General features: G+C 48.3%; 19 protein-coding genes, 2 tRNA genes and 1 other annotated feature. Of the genes, 15 read left to right on the top strand and 6 right to left on the bottom strand.

Going from position 1 to position 21,372, the window contains the following annotated elements; all coding sequences use genetic code 11:
• Nucleotides 1-4: 4 nt before the first annotated feature.
• The gene (hisG, locus tag ACHHZ6_RS22200; RefSeq protein WP_000886595.1) at nt 5-904 is read right to left on the bottom strand and encodes an ATP phosphoribosyltransferase; all 900 of its coding nucleotides are present in this window, start codon (nt 902-904) and stop codon (nt 5-7) included.
• A gap of 45 nt (nt 905-949) precedes the next feature.
• Nucleotides 950-1,073 (bottom strand) — a sequence feature (His leader region).
• A complete protein-coding gene (gene hisL, locus ACHHZ6_RS22195; RefSeq protein ID WP_001364200.1) occupies nt 1,049-1,099 on the bottom strand; it encodes a his operon leader peptide in 51 nt (16 codons plus the stop codon). It overlaps the preceding feature by 25 nt.
• Before the next feature lie 175 nt (nt 1,100-1,274).
• Here hisL and ACHHZ6_RS22190 point away from each other — a divergent pair, with 175 nt between their 5' ends.
• From ACHHZ6_RS22190 to ACHHZ6_RS22175, 4 genes are all read left to right on the top strand, one after another.
• A complete protein-coding gene (locus ACHHZ6_RS22190) occupies nt 1,275-2,099 on the top strand; it encodes an SDR family oxidoreductase (protein ID WP_182271947.1) in 825 nt (274 codons plus the stop codon).
• Between the two features lie 41 nt (nt 2,100-2,140).
• Nucleotides 2,141-3,070: a LysR family transcriptional regulator gene (locus ACHHZ6_RS22185; protein ID WP_182271946.1), complete on the top strand. Its 930-nt coding sequence runs from the start codon at nt 2,141-2,143 to the stop codon at nt 3,068-3,070.
• A gap of 221 nt (nt 3,071-3,291) precedes the next feature.
• Complete coding sequence (yoeI, locus tag ACHHZ6_RS22180; RefSeq protein ID WP_155267937.1) at nt 3,292-3,354, top strand: membrane protein YoeI; 63 nt, start codon at nt 3,292-3,294, stop codon at nt 3,352-3,354.
• The gene (locus ACHHZ6_RS22175; RefSeq protein WP_182271945.1) at nt 3,344-4,702 is read left to right on the top strand and encodes an APC family permease; all 1,359 of its coding nucleotides are present in this window, start codon (nt 3,344-3,346) and stop codon (nt 4,700-4,702) included. The genes yoeI and ACHHZ6_RS22175 overlap by 11 nt, the downstream gene beginning before the upstream one ends.
• 61 nt (nt 4,703-4,763) lie before the next feature.
• Here the strand turns inward: ACHHZ6_RS22175 and sbcB are convergent, their stop codons facing one another.
• The gene (gene sbcB, locus ACHHZ6_RS22170) at nt 4,764-6,200 is read right to left on the bottom strand and encodes an exodeoxyribonuclease I (RefSeq protein WP_395123052.1); all 1,437 of its coding nucleotides are present in this window, start codon (nt 6,198-6,200) and stop codon (nt 4,764-4,766) included.
• A 192-nt stretch (nt 6,201-6,392) separates the two neighbouring features.
• Here sbcB and dacD point away from each other — a divergent pair, with 192 nt between their 5' ends.
• The 4 genes from dacD (at nt 6,393) to ACHHZ6_RS22150 (ending at nt 9,824) form a co-directional block, all read left to right on the top strand.
• Nucleotides 6,393-7,565: a serine-type D-Ala-D-Ala carboxypeptidase DacD gene (gene dacD / locus ACHHZ6_RS22165; RefSeq protein WP_182274541.1), complete on the top strand. Its 1,173-nt coding sequence runs from the start codon at nt 6,393-6,395 to the stop codon at nt 7,563-7,565.
• A 131-nt stretch (nt 7,566-7,696) separates the two neighbouring features.
• The gene (sbmC, locus tag ACHHZ6_RS22160) at nt 7,697-8,170 is read left to right on the top strand and encodes a DNA gyrase inhibitor SbmC (protein ID WP_395123040.1); all 474 of its coding nucleotides are present in this window, start codon (nt 7,697-7,699) and stop codon (nt 8,168-8,170) included.
• A 92-nt stretch (nt 8,171-8,262) separates the two neighbouring features.
• Complete coding sequence (locus ACHHZ6_RS22155; RefSeq protein ID WP_395123039.1) at nt 8,263-9,321, top strand: FUSC family protein; 1,059 nt, start codon at nt 8,263-8,265, stop codon at nt 9,319-9,321.
• Between the two features lie 167 nt (nt 9,322-9,488).
• Nucleotides 9,489-9,824 carry a DUF496 family protein gene (locus ACHHZ6_RS22150; protein WP_008499467.1) on the top strand — a complete coding sequence of 112 codons (336 nt, stop codon included), beginning with the start codon at nt 9,489-9,491 and terminating at the stop codon, nt 9,822-9,824.
• A gap of 50 nt (nt 9,825-9,874) precedes the next feature.
• On the opposite strand, the gene ACHHZ6_RS22145 is transcribed toward ACHHZ6_RS22150, so the two are convergent.
• Together ACHHZ6_RS22145 and ACHHZ6_RS22140 are read right to left on the bottom strand one after the other, a co-directional pair.
• On the bottom strand, nt 9,875-10,207 hold the full coding sequence (locus ACHHZ6_RS22145) for a gamma-glutamylcyclotransferase family protein (RefSeq protein ID WP_182919820.1): 333 nt from the start codon (nt 10,205-10,207) through the stop codon (nt 9,875-9,877).
• Between the two features lie 185 nt (nt 10,208-10,392).
• Nucleotides 10,393-10,468, bottom strand: a tRNA-Asn gene (locus ACHHZ6_RS22140).
• A gap of 193 nt (nt 10,469-10,661) precedes the next feature.
• Between ACHHZ6_RS22140 and emmdR the strand changes: the two genes are divergently transcribed.
• On the top strand, nt 10,662-12,137 hold the full coding sequence (gene emmdR, locus ACHHZ6_RS22135) for a multidrug efflux MATE transporter EmmdR (RefSeq protein WP_395123051.1): 1,476 nt from the start codon (nt 10,662-10,664) through the stop codon (nt 12,135-12,137).
• Between the two features lie 80 nt (nt 12,138-12,217).
• Nucleotides 12,218-12,293 (top strand) — tRNA-Asn (locus ACHHZ6_RS22130).
• Between the two features lie 167 nt (nt 12,294-12,460).
• Here ACHHZ6_RS22130 and ACHHZ6_RS22125 read toward each other — a convergent pair.
• A complete protein-coding gene (locus ACHHZ6_RS22125) occupies nt 12,461-13,597 on the bottom strand; it encodes a cytoplasmic protein (protein WP_182271940.1) in 1,137 nt (378 codons plus the stop codon).
• Nucleotides 13,598-13,729: 132 nt separating this feature from the next.
• Between ACHHZ6_RS22125 and ACHHZ6_RS22120 the strand changes: the two genes are divergently transcribed.
• The 5 genes from ACHHZ6_RS22120 (at nt 13,730) to ACHHZ6_RS22100 (ending at nt 21,282) form a co-directional block, all read left to right on the top strand.
• Nucleotides 13,730-15,286: a bifunctional metallophosphatase/5'-nucleotidase gene (locus ACHHZ6_RS22120; RefSeq protein ID WP_395123036.1), complete on the top strand. Its 1,557-nt coding sequence runs from the start codon at nt 13,730-13,732 to the stop codon at nt 15,284-15,286.
• A 219-nt stretch (nt 15,287-15,505) separates the two neighbouring features.
• Entirely contained in the window at nt 15,506-17,059 is a 1,554-nt protein-coding gene (locus ACHHZ6_RS22115) for a bifunctional UDP-sugar hydrolase/5'-nucleotidase (RefSeq protein ID WP_230857871.1), read from the top strand.
• 174 nt (nt 17,060-17,233) lie between these two features.
• A complete protein-coding gene (locus ACHHZ6_RS22110; protein ID WP_182271937.1) occupies nt 17,234-18,115 on the top strand; it encodes a nucleoside-specific channel-forming protein Tsx in 882 nt (293 codons plus the stop codon).
• A 136-nt stretch (nt 18,116-18,251) separates the two neighbouring features.
• Nucleotides 18,252-19,862, top strand: a complete 1,611-nt coding sequence (locus ACHHZ6_RS22105; protein ID WP_395123034.1) for a bifunctional metallophosphatase/5'-nucleotidase — start codon at nt 18,252-18,254, stop codon at nt 19,860-19,862.
• A gap of 274 nt (nt 19,863-20,136) precedes the next feature.
• Nucleotides 20,137-21,282 (top strand): anaerobic sulfatase maturase, encoded by a 1,146-nt coding sequence (locus tag ACHHZ6_RS22100; protein WP_395123032.1) that lies wholly within the window; start codon nt 20,137-20,139, stop codon nt 21,280-21,282.
• The last annotated feature ends 90 nt before the right edge of the window (nt 21,283-21,372 follow it).

Below are 21,372 nucleotides of genomic sequence, written 5' to 3'. Positions count from 1 at the left end.
GCCGTTACTCCATCATCTTCTCAATTGGCAGCACCAGAATGGAGCTTGCGCCCAGTGCCTTCAGTTTTTCCATTGTTTCCCAGAACAGGGTTTCGCTACTCACCATGTGCATTGCCACGCGCTGCTGATCGCCCGCCAGTGGCAGAATAGTGGGGCGCTCAGCGCCTGGCAGCAGGGCAATCACTTCATCCAGACGCTCGGTAGGCGCGTGCATCATGATGTATTTAGATTCGCGAGCCTGAATGACGCCCTGAATACGGGTCAGCAGTTTGTCGATCAACTGCTGTTTGGCATCGGCCATTTCGCCATCGCGCTGGATAAGACAGGCTTTAGAGCGATAAATCACTTCTACTTCGCGCAGGCCGTTCGCTTCCAGCGTGGCACCGGTAGAGACGAGGTCACAGATAGCGTCAGCCAGACCCGCGCGCGGCGCTACTTCAACAGAACCGTTCAGCAGGCAGGATTTAAACTGCACGCCTTTCTGATCCAGATAACGCTTCAGCAGGTGCGGGTAAGAGGTGGCAATACGCTTACCGTTCAGCGCGGCCGGGCCATCCCAGGCTTCATCGACCGGTGTGGCCAGCGACAGGCGGCAGCCGCCGAAATCCAGACGACGCAGGGTAAAGTAACGCGGATCCTCACCCTGGGCACGGCGAGTCAGTAACTCTTCTTCCAGCACGTTTTCGCCGATAATGCCGAGGTCAACAACGCCATCCATCACCAGCCCCGGGATATCGTCATCACGCACGCGCAGAATGTCGATGGGCATATTTTCAGCCAGTGCAATCAGGCGCTGAGTGTGCAGGTTAATTTTAATCCCGCAGCGGGCCAGCAGTTCGCGTGAATCGTCACTCAAACGGCCTGATTTTTGAATAGCTATGCGTAAACGTGAGTTATCTAACATTCTGTGTTCCTCGTTAACCTGTTTTAACCTGTCTGAATTCGGTCCAAAAAAAAGCCCCCGGAAGAAGATCTTCCGGGGGCTTTCTCATGCGTTCATGCACCACTGGAAGATCTAACTGTCTTCCAGCACACATCGCCTGAAAGACTAGTCAGGATGATGGTGATGATGGTGGTGTTTAAATTGAACGCGTGTCATATAAATTCTCGATGAATGCTTATTCATTTGATGTCTTTTAACCTAAACCACTTGTACGCCATATTGCAAGGGGTTTTTTTGATCATTAATTCATTTCATATTGATGCTATAAATTGTGTGTTCCTCAGTGCTGGCGTAGCCTTAATACAGGTGGTTGAGAGTCAGGAGAATTCGCATGAAAAAGGTCGCGATTGTCGGTTTAGGATGGTTGGGAATGCCGCTGGCGATGTCATTAGCCACGAAAGGCTGGCAAGTGACCGGGAGTAAAACCACAGCGGATGGGGTGGAAGCGGCACGCATGTGCGGTATTGATGGCATCGAGCTGCGGCTTGAGCCTGAACTGGTATGTGATGCTGACGATCTTGACGCGCTGATGAACGTCGATGCGCTGGTCATTACCTTACCGGCACGACGCAGTGGCCCGGGTGAGTCATTCTATCTGCAGGCAATGCAGGAGATTGTCGACAGTGCGCTGGCGCACCATATCCCGCGTATTATTTTTACCAGCTCGACATCGGTCTACGGTGATGTTGATGGTCTTGTAAAGGAGACCACCGTACGCCGTCCGGTGACGGCGAGTGGCCAGGTGCTTAAAGAGCTGGAAGACTGGCTGCACAATCTTCCCGGTACTCAGGTTGATATTGTGCGTCTGGCTGGGCTGGTTGGCCCGGGGCGACATCCGGGACGTTTTTTTGCCGGGAAGTCAGCCCCTGACGGACAACATGGCGTCAATCTCGTGCATCTTGACGACGTTATCGGCGCAATTGAGCTACTCTTACAGGCTCCAAAAGGTGGGCACATCTATAATATATGTGCGCCTTCTCATCCAGCGCGTAGCACGTTTTATCCGCTGATGGCGCGTCAGTTAGGTTTGGCTCCGCCAGTGTTTGGCGATGCCAAAGGCGAAGGTAAAGGCAAAATTATTGATGGTAATCGCATTTGTCATGAACTGGGATTTGAGTACCAGTATCCCGACCCGCTGGTGATGCCAATGGAATAATGCCATCAGCGGAGACGATCGCATGCCGGAGGGGGGCGAACATGAAACCGCTGCTGGATGTTCTGATTATTCTGGATGCACTGGAAAAAGAGGGGAGCTTTGCGGCGGCCTCGGCGAAGCTCTACAAAACCCCTTCCGCGCTGAGTTACACCGTTCATAAACTGGAAAGCGATCTCAATATCCAGCTTCTCGATCGCTCCGGACACCGCGCACGTTTTACCCGCACCGGGCAGATGCTTCTGGAAAAAGGGCGTGAAGTTCTCCACACCGTTCGCGAACTGGAAAAACAGGCCGTTAAGCTCCATCAGGGCTGGGAGAACGAGCTGGTGATTGGCGTGGATGATACCTTTCCGTTTTCCCTCCTGACGCCGCTGATTGAGGCGTTCTATCAGCGCCATAGCGTGACCCGGTTGATTTTCATTAATGGTGTGCTGGGCGGCTCGTGGGATGCCTTAACGCAGGGGCGGGCGGACATCATCGTCGGGGCATTACGTGAACCTCCCCAACTGAGCGATTTTGGTTTTGCCCGTCTGGGCCTGCTGGAGCAGGTTTTTGTTGTCGCGCCTCATCACCCTCTGGCCCAGGAGCCTGAGCCCATTAATCGACGTATCCTTAAGGGGTATCGTGCCATTGTGGTGGGCGACAGCTCACGGCCAGAGTGTGCCATCTCTTCGCAACTGCTCGACGAGCAGGAGGCGATTACCGTTTTCGATTTTAAAACCAAGCTGGAGCTGCAAATAAGCGGGCTGGGCTGCGGCTATTTGCCGCGCTATCTGGCGCAGCGGTTTATTGACAGCGGTGCGCTTGTTGAAAAACAGGTACTTGCTCAAAGCAGTAATGAGTCGGTCTGGGTTGGCTGGAATGAACAAACGGCAGGGCTTGCCAGCGCCTGGTGGCGAGATGAAATTTTAGCAAATAGTGCTATCGCAGCCGTTTACACTCCCGGCGCTGCTGAAAAATCAACCAGTTAGATACGGGAAATTATTGATAGGTTTCTCTATCTATTGCCTTTTGTGTCTGGAATAGGGCAAAATGCCGCGGCTGCAAACAAATGAATAATCGACGATATAAAAGGCGTCGGTTATTTTTTTTTGCATGTACGAAACGAAACTAAAAAACCAAGAGGCCGGGCTTCGTACCGGATAGATATTTACTAAAATCCGACAGTTGTTGTCGCTGAGGAATACAGAAAATGGGGCAATTTTTCGCTTACGTGGCGGTTATCACCGTAAAGGAGATTAACGATGTCGCATAACGCAACTCCAAAAACCTCTCGCGTGGAATTACGTAAAACACTTACGTTGATTCCGGTTGTTATGATGGGTCTTGCCTATATGCAACCAATGACGCTGTTCGATACATTCGGTATCGTATCTGGCCTTACTGACGGTCACGTTGCAACGGCGTATGCCTTTGCGCTGGTCGCCATTCTCTTTACAGCGCTGAGCTACGGTAAACTGGTTCGCCGTTTCCCGTCTGCAGGCTCTGCCTACACCTATGCTCAGAAATCCATTAGCCCGGCGGTTGGCTTTATGGTGGGCTGGTCATCTCTGCTGGACTACCTGTTCATGCCGATGATCAACATTCTGCTGGCGAAAATTTACTTTGAAGCGCTGGTACCTTCCGTACCGTCGTGGATCTTCGTTGTGGCGCTGGTGGCCTTTATGACCATCTCTAACCTGCGCAGCATCAAGACCGTGGCTAACTTCAACACCCTGATTGTTATCCTGCAGATGGGTATCGTTTCAGTTATCGTCGGCCTGATCATTTACGGTGTAATGCACGGTGAAGGCGCAGGTACGCTGACCAGCACGCGTCCGTTCTGGTCCGAAGGTGCGCACGTTGTGCCGATGATCACCGGTGCGACTATCCTGTGCTTCTCGTTCCTGGGCTTCGACGGCATCTCTTCTCTGTCTGAAGAGACGAAAGATGCAGAGCGCGTGATCCCGAAAGCGATTTTCCTGACTGCGCTGATTGGCGGCCTGATCTTTATTGGTGCTTCTTACTTCCTGCAGCTGTACTTCCCGGACATCTCACGCTTTAAAGATCCGGATGCGTCACAGCCTGAAATCATGCTGTATGTTGCAGGTAAAACCTTCCAGTGGGGCGTGCTGATTTTCTCCAGCGTGACCGTTCTGGCATCCGGCATGGCGGCACACGCGGGTGTTTCTCGCCTGATGTACGTAATGGGTCGTGACGGCGTGTTCCCGACGCGCTTCTTCGGTTATGTTCATCCGAAATGGCGTACCCCTGCGTGGAACGTGCTGCTGGTTGGCGCAATTGCACTGCTGGCGATTAAATTTGACCTGGTCACCGCAACGGCGCTGATTAACTTTGGTGCGCTGGTGGCATTTACCTTCGTTAACCTCTCCGTGATCTCTCAGTTCTGGATCCGTGAGAAGCGTAACAAGACGCTGAAGGACCACTTCAACTATCTGGTGCTGCCAGTGTGTGGTGCGCTGACGGTTGGTGCGTTGTGGATTAACCTGGAAGAAAGTTCGATGATTCTGGGTCTGATCTGGGGCGGCATTGGTCTGGTTTACCTGGCATGCGTAACCAGAAGCTTCCGTAACCCGGTACCTCAGTACGAAGACGTCGCGTAATATAACGTCACCAGACAAAAAAACCGGAGACCATCGCCTCCGGTTTTTTTATATCGACAATTCAGACTATCTCCTGCGCGTACTGGAACAGGGCTTTCAACAGCGCCTGCTTTTCCGCATCCCCTTCGTACTGGCCGTACAGCATCTCCAGCTCCTGGGCATAGCGATTGAGAAATTCCGGGGTAAAGACGTTACGACGATGCTGCAGCCAGCGCTCTTGCTCCACTTCATCCAGCGTACCGGGGTAATTACGCGCCCGGTAATTAAACATCAGTCTGTCGATACGTTTATCGGCAAAGGTGATATCGAGCGCCGGTAAATTTCGTGGCTCGGTTTGCAGTACGATGTTCATGGCCGCACGGTCGGCATCACTGAAGAAACCGTTATAGAGTTGCGCATCGATATTGTCAGACGGCACAAACGGTTCTGCGTCCGCGAAGATAGCCACCACTTTTTCCCGTACCTGCGGGTTGTCGCGCAGCACTTTGAGGTTATCGAGACAGTGCTGACGGTTGATACCCAGCCGGTCGGCATCTTCCGGACGCAGCGTATTGGCCTGCGCCAGCACCGGACATTTGTTGATATGCACCAGTTTTACCGGTACGGCGGGCAGGTCACCCAGCTCATTTTTCGGGGTATAGAGCCGCTCGCGCAGCGTATCGCTGTCAAGTTCCAGCAGGGGTGAGATATCCCCGGCCAGATCCACCATGATGACGGCATTACGGTTGTCAGGATGCCAGGCAAGCGGAGCCACCCAACTGGTATTGCCGCGCCATGCGCCGAACATGCCGGAAATATGCACCAGCGGTTTCATTTGCGGCACGTCGATCAGGGTGGTGAGTTTCTGCTTGCTGCGGTGGCTCAACAGGTAGTCAAACAGCCGTGGCTGAGCGGTTTTCACCAGCTTCGCCATTGCAATGGTGGCATACACGTCTGCCATTGCATCGTGGGCATTGCTGTGCTCAATTCCGTTGGCGCGCGTCAGATGTTCCAGCCTGAAGCTCGGCAGCCCCTCGTCATTTTCTGGCCAGTTGATCCCTTCCGGGCGCAGCGCGTAACAGGCTCGCATAATGTCCAGCAAATCCCAGCGTGAATTGCGGTTCTGCCAGCTCCACGCATACGGATCGAAGAAGTTGCGATAGAAAATATTCCTCGTCACTTCGTCATCAAAACGAATGTTGTTATATCCCACGACGCAGGTATTCGGGACGGTAAACAGGTCGTGGATACGGCGGGCGAACTCCGCCTCGTTAACCCCTTTTTCCCGCGCTTCCTGAGGTGTGATCCCGGTGACCATGACCGCGCCGGGTTGCGGCAGGTAGTCATCGGCGGGTTTGCAGTAAAACACCTCTGGCTCGCCAATGATGTTGAACTCGTCGTCAGTACGGATGGCGGCAAATTGCGCCGGTCTGTCCAGCGCCGGATGGGTGCCAAAGGTTTCGTAGTCGTGGAATAAAAATGTTGGGCGCGCGGCAGAATCAGACACCAGTAATACCATCCTGTTAAAAATTGACGCCACCATGGTAAACGATTGTGGTAGCCAGGCCGAATAAAAAGCGCCGACGGCTCTCAAATTTGCGGCGCTGCTTCAGAGAAAAATCCGCGCTCTGTCACATTTTTTTGCAATTAAGGCAGGTAACGACATCAGAACTCCCGTAAAAAGGTCAACGATTTTTAATGACCTGAGGATATACCGTTGAAACGCCGTCTGTTTATTGCTGTTTCTTTACTCGCTTCGAGTATCTCATCTGCGCTGGCTGCTGAACCGCTGGATTTTGCTCCGCAGCCTCCGGCCATCCAGGCCGGATCCTGGGTGCTGATGGATTACACCACTGGTCAGATCTTAACGGCGGGCAACGAACACCAACAACGCAACCCGGCGAGTCTCACTAAGCTGATGACGGGCTATGTCGTTGACCGCGCCATTGATAGTCATCGTATTAGTCCTGATGACATCGTCACCGTAGGCCATGACGCGTGGGCAAAAGGTAATCCGGTCTTTGACGGTTCATCGCTGATGTTCCTGAAGCCTGGCGATCGTGTTTCCGTACGCGACCTGAGCCGCGGCCTGATTGTTGACTCCGGTAACGATGCCTGCGTGGCGCTGGCGGATCATGTGGCGGGTGGTCAACCGCAGTTTGTGAACATGATGAATGACTATGTGCAAAAGTTGAACCTGCGCGATACGCACTTTGAAACTGTGCACGGTCTGGATGCACCAGGACAACACAGTTCTGCTTATGACCTGGCTGTGCTGTCCCGGGCCATCATTCACGGTGAACCTGAGTTCTACCATATGTACAGCGAAAAGAGCCTCACCTGGAACGGGATCACCCAGCAAAACCGTAACGGTCTGCTGTGGGAAAAAACCATGAACGTGGACGGCCTGAAAACGGGTCACACGTCGGGAGCCGGTTTTAACCTGATTGCTTCAGCGGTTGACGGCCAGCGTCGTTTAATTGCGGTGGTGATGGGGGCGGACAGCCCGAAAGGGCGTGAAGATCAGGCGCGTAAATTACTGCACTGGGGTCAACAGAACTTTGATACCGTGCAGATCCTGCACAATGGTAAAAAGGTGGGGACGGAGCGTATCTGGTACGGTAACAAAGAGCAGATAAAGCTGGGAACCGACCAGGACTTCTGGCTGGCCTTACCTAAAGCGGAAGTGCCAAACATTAAGGCAAAATACGTTCTGGATAAAAAAGAGCTGGAAGCGCCGATTGCTGCCCATCAGCGGGTAGGGGAGATCCAGCTGTACGACCGTGACAAAGTGGTCGCGCACTGGCCGCTGGTAACGCTGGAAGCGGTTGATAAAGGTGGCTTTTTCTCCCGTCTTGGTGATTATCTGCATCACAAAATCTGACGGTTTTTGTTAATCCCGCGGAGCAGACTGGCAGGGTTGCGAGTCTGCTCACATAATAAACACTCCTCGTTTGCTGAACATTCAATATCTGCTTTATAGTGTATAAATATACAGTAATAAATGGAGGTAACATGGACTACAGCATCAAGCAGCAGCAGAAACGTAAGATCGCGGGCTTCCATCTGGTGGGGCCGTGGGACAAAACGGTAAAACAGGGCTTTGAACAGCTGGTGATGTGGGTGGATGGATGTCACGTTCAGCCGCTGGAGTGGGTTGCGGTGTACTACGATAACCCGGATGAAGTCCCGGCTGAAAAACTGCGCTGTGATACTGCAGTAACGGTTCCGGACAATTTCGTTATCCCTGATAACAGTGAAGGGGTAATGATGACGGAAATCGCCGCGGGGGAGTATGCCGTTGCGATGGCGCGCGTTGAAAACTACGATTTCGCGACTCCGTGGTACCAGTTCTTTGATTCTCTTTTGCAGGACAACACATACCAGATTGCCCCTAAACCTTGCTTCGAGCGTTACCTCAATGACGGTAATGCGGATGGATACTGGGACATCGAGATGTATGTGGCAGTAGAACGTAAAGCCGGTTAAGCCTGGAAAAAACAGGGTTTTTAAGCCGGGTGTGATCCGCCCGGCTGAAAACACAGTACAATCGTGATTTGCCGTATTGCTGGAGAGCGGGTGTGCGTCCCGACAAATCATTAACGTCTTTTGAAATTCGGTTGTACCAGCATTATCGCGTGGTGCATGGGTGTCGCATCGCACTGGCGTTCGTTCTGACGTTTGTGCTGGTCCGTTTACTGAATGTACCTGAAGGGACGTGGCCGCTGATCACGCTGGTGGTCATCATGGGGCCTATCTCGTTTTGGGGTAATGTCGTCCCCCGTGCCTTTGAACGCATTGGTGGCACGGTTTTAGGCTCTGCACTGGGGTTGATTGCCCTGAAGCTGGAGCTGATCTCACTCCCGGTGATGCTGGTATGGTGTGCGGTGGCCATGTTCCTCTGCGGCTGGCTGGCGTTGGGCAAAAAACCTTATCAGGCATTGCTGATTGGCATTACCCTCTCTGTGGTTGTCGGCGCACCTGCGGGTGATATGACCACTGCACTGTGGCGAAGCGGAGATGTTATTTTCGGCTCATTGCTGGCCATGCTCTTCACCGGTATCTGGCCACAGCGTGCTTTCCTGCACTGGCGTATTCAGATGGCAAACTACGTCACCGCGTTTAACCGTGTCTATCAGGCTGGTTTTTCCCCTAATCTGGTTGAACGTCCCCGGCTGGAAAAGCACTTACAAAAGATCCTCAATGATGTGGTCAAAATGCGTGGCCTGATTACCCCAGCCAGCAAAGAGACTCATATTCAGAAATCGATTTTCGAAGCTATCCAGACGGTGAGCCGCAACCTGGTGTGTATGCTTGAACTGCAGATCAACGCCCACTGGGCTTCTCGTCCCAGCCATCTGTTGATGCTGAACGCGCATACGCTGAAAGAGACGCAGAAGATGACGCAGCAAACGCTGTTAACCATCGCCCACGCACTCTATGAAGGGAATCCGCAACCCATACTTGCCAATAGCGAGCGGCTGAATGAAATCGTTGCTGAACTAAAACAGTTAATTAATGAGCGTCAGAGCGACAACGTGGCAGAAACACCGATTCATGGATATGTCTGGCTGAGCATGGAGCTGGCACGACAGCTGGAGCTGCTATCGCATCTCATTTGCCGCGCATTGCGCAAATAAAAAGCAGCTATCTCCAGATGTGACGCCTGCTGCTTCGATTCAGCATCAATTGGGGTTATGATAGCTTTAAACGATATACTCATTGTCATTCGCAGCCGCTGTCAGTAAGGTACTGTTACAACGGTTGCTTTAACGAATCCGAATCTCACATTATCAGGGGTGTAAAAATGGAAACTACTAAGCCTTCGTTCCAGGATGTTCTGGAATTCGTCCGCCTGTTCCGCCGCAAAAACAAACTGCAGCGTGAAATCCAGGACGTTGAGAAGAAGATCCGTGACAACCAGAAACGTGTACTGCTGCTGGACAACCTGAGCGATTACATCAAGCCAGGTATGAGCGTTGAAGCTATTCAGGGCATTATCGCCAGCATGAAGAGCGACTACGAAGACCGCGTTGATGACTACATCATCAAAAACGCTGAGCTGTCCAAAGAACGCCGCGACATCTCTAAGAAGCTGAAAGTGATGGGTGAAATCAAAAACGGCGAAGCTAAAAGCGAGTAATCGCAGCGAATGGTGAAAAAGGCTCTCTGGTGACAGAGAGCCTTTTTTTATCACTCAGAACGCGGCTGGAGCTGGTAAATCCAGGCTTGTATCTGTTTACCGCCTTGCGTGGTCACGTTCACCTCAACCCGATCATAACCGTCTTCGAATTCATCCAGCATTGGCCAGTGCGCGTCCAGGTGGGGGGAGAGAAACAGGAAACCTTCCACGCTGGTACCTTCTTCATCCAGCACAATCCCCGGAAAATCCGCGGCGGCTCCCCAGCCACGTTCGTAAAACGTCCCTTTAACAGACCCTGCCAGCCATTCTCCTCCGATGTCTTCGAGGATGTACGCATTAACGTGGCCTGGACGCAGGGTGCCATAGACAAACAAAGAGTCCATTTTTCTCACCATTAAAATGATTTTTTTCAACATAAGGGGAAACGGTGGGTCCTGCAACTGCTTCGTCGCGGCTACGCTTGCCGGTCTCGATCCCCGCAGGCCGGGTAAGGTGCAGCCGACACCCGGTAATTTTACCAGAACGCAGAAAAGCAAAAAGCCTGCTTTAAAAGCAGGCTTTTCAAATGTGGCTCCTCTGACTGGACTCGAACCAGTGACATACGGATTAACAGTCCGCCGTTCTACCGACTGAACTACAGAGGAATCGTTGTGGAGGCACATATTAGCGGCGAAAAAAGTTTTGTCAAACCTGATCTGAGAGAATATCGATTGATTGCTGATTCTGTCGTCAGTTTGTTGTAAATCCAAACATATTTTTATGGAAAATACTTTGCAGGATACGCATTTCTCCCTCATCATTTGAAATGGAGTTTCAACTTTCTTGTTAAGGTTCATCTTGAACGTCACTGCCCCCATACGCCACGCGATCATGCGCACGCCCTGGTATGCGAAACGCAAAAGCTACCGTGTTCTGTTCTGGCGTGAAATCACCCCTCTTGCCGTACCCATCTTCCTGGAGAATACCTGTGTCCTGCTGATGGGCGTGCTGAGCACTTTCCTGGTCAGCTGGCTGGGCAAAGAAGCAATGGCCGGGGTAGGGCTGGCGGACAGTTTTAACATGGTGGTGATGTCATTTTTTGCCGCCATTGATCTGGGGACAACGGTCGTTGTTGCCTTCAGTCTGGGCAAGCTTGATCCCAAACGTGCGCGTGAGGCCGCCCGGCAGTCGCTGATGATCATGACCCTTTTTTCGATCATTCTGGCCGCGGTGATCCACTATTTCGGTAAAGAGATTATCGACATTGTTGCCGGTGAGGCGACGAAAGAGGTCAAAGACCTGGCGCTGACCTATCTGGAAATGACGGTAATCAGTTACCCGGCGGCCGCCATTGCGTTAATTGGCAGTGGCGCGCTGCGCGGGGCGGGTAACACGAAAATTCCGCTGTTGATTAACGGCGGGATGAACATCCTGAACATTATCATCAGCAGTATCCTGATTTACGGCATTTTTTCCTGGAATGGGCTGGGGTTCGCTGGAGCCGGGTTGGGGCTAACCATTTCACGTTATATTGGCGCTGCAGCCATTGTTGGTGTGCTGATGACCGGAATGACACCGTCGCTGCGTCTCACGCTAAAAAGTTATTTCCGCCCGCTCAATTTCGCCATTATCAGGGAAGTGATGGGGATTGGTATTCCTGCCAGCATTGAATCAGTGCTGTTTAACGGGGGCAAGCTGCTCACGCAGATGTTTGTGGCTGGTATGGGGACGGACGTCATCGCCGGTAACTTTATTGCTTTCTCCATCGCCTCACTGATTAACCTGCCGGGTAACGCACTGGGTTCCGCATCGACCATTATCACCGGTAAACGGCTCGGGAAAGGGCAGATTGGTCAGGCGGAACGCCAGTTGCGGCATGTTTTCTGGTTGTCGACCATTGGCCTGACGGTGATCGCCTGGGGGAGTGCACCTTTTGCCGGGTTGATGGCATCGTTCTACACCCGCGAAGAGGATGTCAAAGAGGTTGTTAAAATCCTGATCTGGATGAACGCGGCGTTTATGCCGATTTGGGCGGCCTCCTGGGTGCTTCCTGCCGGGCTCAAAGGGGCGCGGGATGCCCGCTTTGCGATGTGGGTATCGATGCTCGGTATGTGGGGATGCCGCGTTGTAGCGGGGTATACGCTGGGGGTGATACTCGGAATGGGGGTGATTGGCGTCTGGCTGGGGATGTTCCTCGACTGGGCTGTACGCGGCGTGTTGTTCTACTGGCGTATGGTAAGTGGGCGCTGGTTATGGAAATATCCCCGTACCAAACCGGAACCTGTGGTGACAGAAACCACAGAATGCCTGACAAATGCGCGAAATGGAGAATAAATCGGCAAACGATCGAAAATCTGCATTCTGCCTTTGACATCATCGGGTAGCATCGATAATATGCGCCCCGTTCACACGATTCCTCTGTAGTTCAGTCGGTAGAACGGCGGACTGTTAATCCGTATGTCACTGGTTCGAGTCCAGTCAGAGGAGCCAAATTTTAGTTTCGGGATATCCCTGTGGATCCGGAGACATTAAAAAGAAGAACTTATCTTTTACCCGGTTGTCCTGAAAAGGACAACCGGGTTTTTTGACGTCCATAGTTTTTTGGGTGCTTAGGGGATCTCACGGTTCGCTGAGAAATAAGGCGGGTCAGCCGGATATTAATCACCTGAATGAGTTACTGTACGTTCATAATTGTAGCTCTGTGCCAGGGAATGGAGTATTTGTGTTACGCGCCCCGCTGATAACTGGGCACTGTGGGTAAAAGTTGTTTGTTTGTATAACCAGTGGATATAAAGCCTGCTGGCGGCTAAAGAGAGTGTTTGAGCATTGCTATTATCCCCACCCGTCAGTGAGCAAACCATCTTACGGTTTTTTTCCTGTATCCAGAGTTGCCACTGATTTTTCCACCATCCATGATATGTTGTTCCCTGAAAAGACCAGGGCTTATTATCATCACTGTCACTTATATCCTCCTCTATAAACCAAAGTTCACTTTGTCGTTGGCGAAATAACTCTGCCCAGGCAGTAATAGTTGCTCCCCTAAGAAAGCATTCGTGTGAAATAACATGTGTCTTTACCTCAGGGAAAAGGATGTTCAGTACCCGAAAATGCCCATGAGCCGCAATAACCGGGCGTAGAATCGCACCTTTGGCGTTACGTTTGAGTACCGCACTTCCATACTGAATTTCATCGAACTGACTCCGGCGTAAAAACTGCGTCTCGCGCATATCAACGCGCTTTACAATATCACTATGATGCAAATCAGGTTCAATATTCCCTCTCCAGCGATAATGCAGGGTTTCACCGATCTGATGCTGAGTAAAATTAGTGGAGAGATGAAGAATATTACCGCGAGTGGCATCGAAACTGAGCAGAACATACAGTTTCTGTTCCGCACTGTTTCCCTGGAACGGCACAATCAGAGAAACCGTTTCAATCCGTTCTGGTGATACCATTTCTCTTCGTAATTGTTGTTTTGGCGTCCAGACTTTTTTGCAGGCGCGGCACTGGATGCGCTGTGTTCCCTGCGGGTTATGGCCATAGCAAATCGTTTCTTTGCAATAACATACAGGACAAAAAAGACCTCTTTCAGCGGCATATGAGGTTAAGTGAGCAGACAACCATTCACTATATTTTTGCTCATCAAACAGAGGTGGATAACTCCCACATGCCCGGCAGTGCAATGCAGGATATCCCAGCCTGTAGTCTGGCCAACTGTAATCTGAAGATGTTGGTCGCCCTAAATTGCGACAACCAAACGTTTTGCAGGTATTAATTGTAAACAGAGTCGACATGAGTCACCAACGATTTTAAGAGGTCGCTAATTTTGCCGTATAACTCTTGGTTGGTTGTGTGAACGGACGCACATAATAAAGCCTTTCAGAACGTAAAGTAACAAATCTTTATATGGCTGAAAGGAACACGTTATGAAATTAAAAATGATTACAGCGGGTATTTTGCTGACGTTGCCATTTTGGGTCTGCGCCAGGGATGTCACCATTATTTATACCAATGATCTCCATGCTCATGTGGAACCTTATAAAGTTCCCTATATTGCAGACGGTAAACGAGATATCGGTGGCTGGGCGAATATCACTACCCTGGTAAAAGAGGAGAAAGCGAAAAACAAAGCAACATGGTTCTTTGATGCGGGTGATTATTTTACCGGCCCATATATCAGTAGCCTGACAAAAGGAAAGGCTATAATTGATATCATGAATACTATGCAGTTTGATGCTGCCACAATAGGAAATCATGAATTCGATCATGGCTGGGACAATACATTATTACAACTTAGCCAGGCAAAATTCCCCATTGTACAGGGTAATATATTCTATCAGAACAGTGACAAAACATTCTGGGACAAGCCTTATACCATCATTGAAAAAGATGGCGTGAAAATTGGTGTTATTGGTTTACATGGCAAGTTCGCCTTTAATGATACCGTTTCTGCGGCGACACGTGTAGGTATTGAAGCACGGGACGAAATTGAGTGGTTACAGCGCTATTTAGATGAACTGAAAGGTAAAGTCGATTTGACGGTACTGCTGGTTCATGAAGGAACGCCTGCCCGTCAGTCCAGTATAGGGGGCACCGATGTCCGTCGTGCGCTGGATAAAGATATCAAGACCGCAAGCCAGGTTAAAGGGCTGGATATTCTGATTACCGGACATGCACATGTCGGTACACCAGATCCGATTAAAGTCGGTAATACGCTGATCCTCTCAACCGACAGCGGCGGTATTGATGTGGGGAAACTGGTACTGGACTATAAAGAGAAACCGCATCACTTCACAGTGAAAAACTTTGAGCTGAAAACCATTTACGCCGATGAGTGGAAACCCGATCCACATACGAAGTCGGTGATCGACAGCTGGAATAAGAAACTTGATGAAGTGGTGCAACAGACAGTAGGACAATCGCCGGTTGAATTGACACGCGCCTATGGCGAATCGGCTCCGCTGGGAAATCTGGCTGCAGACGCTTTGTTGGCGGCAGCAGGTAAAAATACACAACTGGCCTTAACCAATTCAGGTGGTATCCGCACTGAGATACCGGCAGGCACTATTACCATGGGTGGCGTCATTAGCGTGTACCCGTTCCCTAACGAACTGGCTACGATGGATCTCACCGGTAAACAATTGCGCAGTTTGATGGAACACGGTGCAAGTTTAACGAATGGCGTCTTGCAGGTATCTAAAGGCCTGGAAATGAAGTACGACAGCAGTAAACCCATCGGCCAGCGTGTCGTCGTATTTACGCTGAATGGTAAACCGATTGAGGATGCGACCGTCTACCATATTGCCACCCAGAGCTTCCTTGCCGATGGTGGTGATGGGTTCACCACGTTTACTGAGGGTAAAGCGCGTAATACAACAGGCGGTTACTACGTTTCTAACGCTGTGATCGATTACTTCAAAGCAGGTAACTCCGTTACGGATGAACAGATCAAAGGTATGCGTGTTGCTGATGTGAAAAAGTAATGGCCGGCTTTTATTTAGTGATACAGAGTCATCTGGCTTCATCACAACAGCATCAATGACTGTCAATTAATAAAAAAATTGAAATTAAGCGGTAGAACATTAGCCATTTGAGCGTTATTGATTCAACCGTTAATGATAAAAGGGTTCATGTATTCACATGAACCCTTTGGGAAATATCATTAAAATTTATATAACAAATGGAAACTAGTTATGAAAATAATGACAAAACTGAGTCTGATTACATTGTGCTTGTCCGCAGCGTTAGTTGCGCCAATTAGTGCGAAGGATGTGACTATTTATTATACCAACGATTTACATGCTCATGTCTCTCCAGGGAAAATTCCAGCTGTCGATAAAGAACGCGCAGTCGGCGGTTTTGCTAACATCGCGACCATCGTTAATGATGCCAGGAAAGAAAGTAAAGATGTATTTTTCTTCGATGCGGGTGATTATTTTACTGGCCCATATCTAAGCACTCTGACCAAAGGTGAGGCAATCATTGATATAATGAATACCATGCCTTTTGATGCTGTGTCGGTGGGGAACCACGAATTTGATCACGGTGTTGATAATATGGTTAAGCAGTTATCAAAAGCGAACTTCCCGGTTTTACTGGGCAACGTTTTTTATACTGGCAGTGATAAACCTGTCTGGAATAAACCCTGGACGATTGTCGAAAAAGACGGCATAAAAATTGGCGTAATTGGGGTGCATGGCAAATTTGCATTTTATGACACTATTGCCGCTAAGGCTTACGCTGGCTCAGAGGCTCGTGATGAAGTGCCTTACATTCAAAAAGGGCTTGATGCATTAAAAGGTAAAGTTGATATCACCGTGCTACTTATCCACGAAGGTACACCGGCGCGTCAATCAAGCTACGGAAATAAAGATGTCGCCAGAATGCTGCAAGCTGATATCGATACCGCAAAGAAATTTAAGGGTATTGATGTGTTAATCACAGGGCATGCTCATGTGGGTACGCCAGATCCAATTAAAGTCAATGACACACTCGTTGTTTCAACAGATGCGTATGGTACTGATATCGGTAAATTAGTATTGGATTTTAACCCTAAGACTAAAAAAATTGATGGCTATAACGGTAAGCTAATCACTGTATTTGCTGACGAATATAAACCTGATCCAAAAGTTCAGGCTAAAATTGATGAATGGAATGCTAAGCTGAAAAGTATTACTGACCAGATTATTGGGTCAACAACGACGTCATTTACTCGTTCCTATGGTGAATCGTCACCTGTTGGTAATTTAGTTATCGACGCAATGATGGCTAAAGCGCCAGACGCGGTCGTGGGATTACAAAACAGCGGTGGATTGCGTGCTGATTTTCCGAAAGGAAATTTAAAATATGGTGATGTAATCACTGCCTTCCCATTTAATAACGAACTGGTTGAAATGGATCTCACCGGGAAGGAACTCACCAATTTAATGATTCACGCAACTAATCTCACCAATGGGGTTTTGCAAGTGTCAAAAAGCGTTCATGTTGAATATGACAGTAACAAACCTCTGGGTGAACGAATTATTAAATTCACTATTAATAACCAACCTGTAGATCCAGCAAAAACATATCGGGTTGCGACACACTCATTTTGTGCAACGGGGGGGGATGGATTTGACGCGTTCTTAAAAGGAACGAATGTCAAAACTATCAGCAGCACCAGTTCTGCTGAGTCAATCATCGATTATGTCAAGGCTCATAGCCCATTAAAACCTGATCTTGAAATGAGAGTCGTTGATGTAAGCGCGGCTAAATAGATTTAATAAATTAGTAGATGCTTTCAGATATGATTGAGTGGTTGGTACTTCCCTCAATCATATCGTAATAACATATTGAAAATGCAATAGTCATTTTATCTTGGCGAAGATGTATGGTTTTTTAGTACAGGAATAGTATTTTTTTTGACAAACCTCAGTGGAAGGGATTTTTTTATGAAAAAACAAAATTATCTTTTATCAGGCGCGCTTATGTTGTTACCTATGGTAACGCTTGCAGACTCTGGAAGTAATGAATATCTGTCGGACTGGTGGCATCAAAGTATTAATATCGTAGGCAGTAACTCCACTCGCTTTGGGCCGCTAAAAAGATCTGATTTATATCCGGAATATCGAGCATGGACGCATGTAGATTGGTTTGATTTCTACGGTTATGCTGATTTGCCTAAGTTTTTCGGTTTAGGGAATGATAACGATATAGGTATTTGGGATAATGGCTCTCCATTTTTTATGGAAATCGAGCCACGTTTTAGTATCGATAAATTAACGGGACTCGACTTAAGCTTTGGTCCATTTAAAGAATGGTATTTTGCCAACAACTACATCTATGATGCGGGTACTAACGAAGGACAGCGTCAGAGTACCTGGTATATGGGGTTGGGGACTGATATTGAGACCGGGCTACCGATGTCGTTATCTGCAAACATCTATGCTAAATATCAGGGAAACAATTACAATGCTGCCAACGAAAACGAGTGGGATGGATATCGCTTTAAATTAAAATATGTGATTCCTCTTACTACAGTATTTGGCGGGAAGCTAAGTTACGTAGGTTTCACTAATTTTGACTTTGGTTCAGACTTAAAGGAACAATCGGGTGGTGAGCAACAATTTTACTCCCGCACAAACAACTCGATAGTTTCCACCAATGTGCTCAGCTTAGTTTATGCTCACTGGAACTACGGCGCGACGCTTCGTTATTTCTATCATGGCGGACAATTTGAGGAAGGCAGTAAAGCATTTGACAGCAGCGGGGATATCACCTCTATAGATTCAACGGGGTGGGCCTATTATCTAACTGTTGGTTACATTTTTTGAATAAATAATATTGCGTGGTTTGTCATCGGTTATTTGAGCATTAGTTGATTAGACTACAAACATTGAAAGGGGTCATGCCTCCAGATGAGCCCTTAAACGGATGTGATAGATTTCATCTAACTTAAAGGAATTGATTATGAAGATAAAAATAATTGCTGCGGGTATTTTGTTGACGCTACCGATTTGGGTTTGTGCCAAAGATGTCACGATTATTTATACCAATGATCTCCATGCTCATGTTGATACTTACAAACTACCCTATGTCGCCGATGGGAAACGTGCGATTGGTGGATTCGCTAATATAACTACATTAGTAAAACAGGAAAAAGTCAAAAATAAAGCTACGTTTTATTTTGATGCCGGTGATTATTTTACCGGGCCATATATCAGCAGTCTGACAAAAGGTCAGGCAATAATTGATATTATGAACACGATGCCCTTTGATGCTGTATCAATCGGTAACCATGAGTTCGACCATGGTTGGGATAATCTCTTACGCCAGTTAAGTAAGGCAAATTTCCCTGTTCTGTTAGGGAATGTGTTCCATAAGGACAGTGAGATACCGTTCTGGAACAAACCGTATACCATTCTGGAAAAGGATGGCGTAAAAATTGGTGTTATTGGGTTACACGGTGTGTTTGCGTTTAATGACACGGTTTCAGAGCTCTCGCTCCAGGGGCTCGATAATGATAATAACAACCGCTTCGATAAATCAGCCGCAGCCTTCAAGGATCAGGGGATTGAGGCACGCGATGAGGTGAAATATCTGCAACACTATCTGGATGAGCTGCGGGGTAAAGTTGACATCACGGTCGCACTCATTCATGAAGGTGTTCCGGCACGCCAGTCCAGTATTGGTAATACAGATGTCAGACGTGCGCTGGATAAAGATATTCAGACCGCAAGTCAGGTCAAAGGGCTTGATATTCTCATCACCGGGCACGCTCACGTAGGAACACCAGAACCAATCAAGGTGGGGAATACGTTAATCCTTTCTACTGACAGTGGTGGTATCGACGTGGGTAAATTGGTACTCGACGTTAACCCTGCAACCCATACACATGAAGTGAAAAACTTCGAGCTGAAAACGCTTTACGCCGATGAGTGGAAACCTGATCCAGTAACACAGAAAGTTATCGATGGATGGAATCAAAAACTCGCGGATATCGTGCGTCAGCCAGTGGGTGTATCGCCTTCCACGTTAACCCGTGCCTACGGTGAATCCTCACAACTTGGCAACCTGTTTACGGATGCAATGCTTGTCGCTGCGCCGAATGCACAAATTGCGCTGATTAATTCCGGCAGTTTACGTGCTGATATCAATGCTGGCCCTATTACCTTTGGTGACATTGTCAGTACGTTTCCCTTCAAAAATGAGTTAACGGAGATGGATCTCAGTGGTAAGGATCTGCGTAATCTCATGGAACATGGAGCATCACTCACGAATGGCATACTGCAAATGTCAAAGGGGGCTGAAATGCACTATATGCCGCAGAAACCAGTAGGGCAGCGCATGGTTTCTTTCACAATTAATGGCAAAGAGATTGCAGATACGGAGACTTATCATGTTGCAACGACGACATTCCTTGCTTTAGGGGGAGATGGTTTCCTGGCATTTAAAAAAGGGAAGAATGTACAAGTTCGCGCCGGTAATAATATGTCCGATGTCGTGATTGATTATCTGAAATCAGGGCACAAAATCGTTCCTGCACAGATTAATGAAATGCGGGTTGAAGCAATTAAATAATTAGTGTTAATTTTGATGATGCAATCTATTTTATAGGTTGCATCATTTTTCTGATCATTGTGAAAATAAAATAATGAACTCGGGAACTAAATTGTGGTGCAATATTTCATGAGTATTTAATGTGAAACATACAGGTAAAGGTTTTGTCTATGAGGTTTACTTCTGTTAATTATAAAATTGCGTGTTTGCTTTATCATTCAATTTGTTTTATTCGCCCGCTAATATACAGCAGCCTCTTTTTGCCATAGCGCCGCTGACTAAAGGAAAAACGATAATGAAAAGTTGCCATATGATGGCGAAGATCTCTACTTCATCCTGTAATGTACATGGTACAGATTGCTTTTATCTCAATAAAGAACAGTTTCTCCCTGAATGCAAAGCATATTGCATGGATGATACGATGCTTCAGCTATTTATTCGTCAGAAAATTGAGGCTCAGGAATCACACGATGTGATTTTTACCTGGCAGGGCGTTGAATTAACGCCAGACAGGCTTAATTTCTTTAAACGAGTTATTGCGCTACAACAGCAATTTGCACAAGGTAAAAATATTTTCAACACATTGCTTACCAATGGCATTCTGTTGGATGATGACTGGTGTGAATTCTTCAGGAAAAATCAGTTTCTGATTGGTATTTCAGTGGATGGCGATGTTTCGCTGTACAATAATTTCCGCAAAACGATTTCTGGGAAATCGATGAATCACCCAGTCGAGAAGGCTGTGAGATTATTGCAAAAACATGATGTGGAATTTCATACTCTAACGGTCATTAGCGCCAGAAGTAGCCAGCAGCCACTGCAGATCTACCATTATCTGAAAAGTCTTGGCAGCAACCATATGCAGTTTATCCCCTTACTTGAACCGCTTGCACAGGGTGGTGTGAATGCGCGAAGCCTTGCGCCCGCCGCATTGGGGACTTTTTTGAAAACGATTTTTTATACCTGGATTCGCCTGGATATTGGAACGATTAAAATTCCCATTTTTGAGCACGCTTTCGCTGCGTGGTGTGGGTTACCGGCATCGAACTGTGCCTTTGCATCATTCGCTGGTAGCGTGTTCTCGCCGAAAATAAATGATGATTTATGCCAGTGCGATCGCTTTGTTAATCCGCAATCTTCGCTAAGTAATAAGTATCAATCTATCACAACCACGCTGCATGAAAGCGTGTCGAATCAAATGATTATGCAGAGTAAGCTGCCACTGGTAGCAGAATGCGCAAGTTGCAAAGTGAAATTTGCCTGCCACGGCGGTTGCCCAAAAGATCGCATAGTGCTTTCCCGACGCGGTGTCCCGGAGCTCAATTATTTTTGTGAAAGCTATCAAGCTTTTTTCACTTATGTTGAACCCTATATGTTGATGATGAGGGCACTGTGGGAACAAAACTATGCACCTTCCGATATTCGCCAATATTTGGCCTGACATGCTTAACTTTCAGTGGAACTGCGGGGGATTGATAAGAGGGCGCAGTGGCCCTCTTATCGCGTTCACAGATGGTGAATGGGGTATTGC

This window comes from Enterobacter cloacae complex sp. 2024EL-00214 (assembly GCF_043945575.1).
Classification (GTDB): Bacteria; Pseudomonadota; Gammaproteobacteria; order Enterobacterales; family Enterobacteriaceae; genus Enterobacter; species Enterobacter cloacae_P.
The sequence above is the reverse complement of the archived record's forward strand: the minus strand, read 5'-3'. Positions and strand labels throughout refer to the sequence as shown.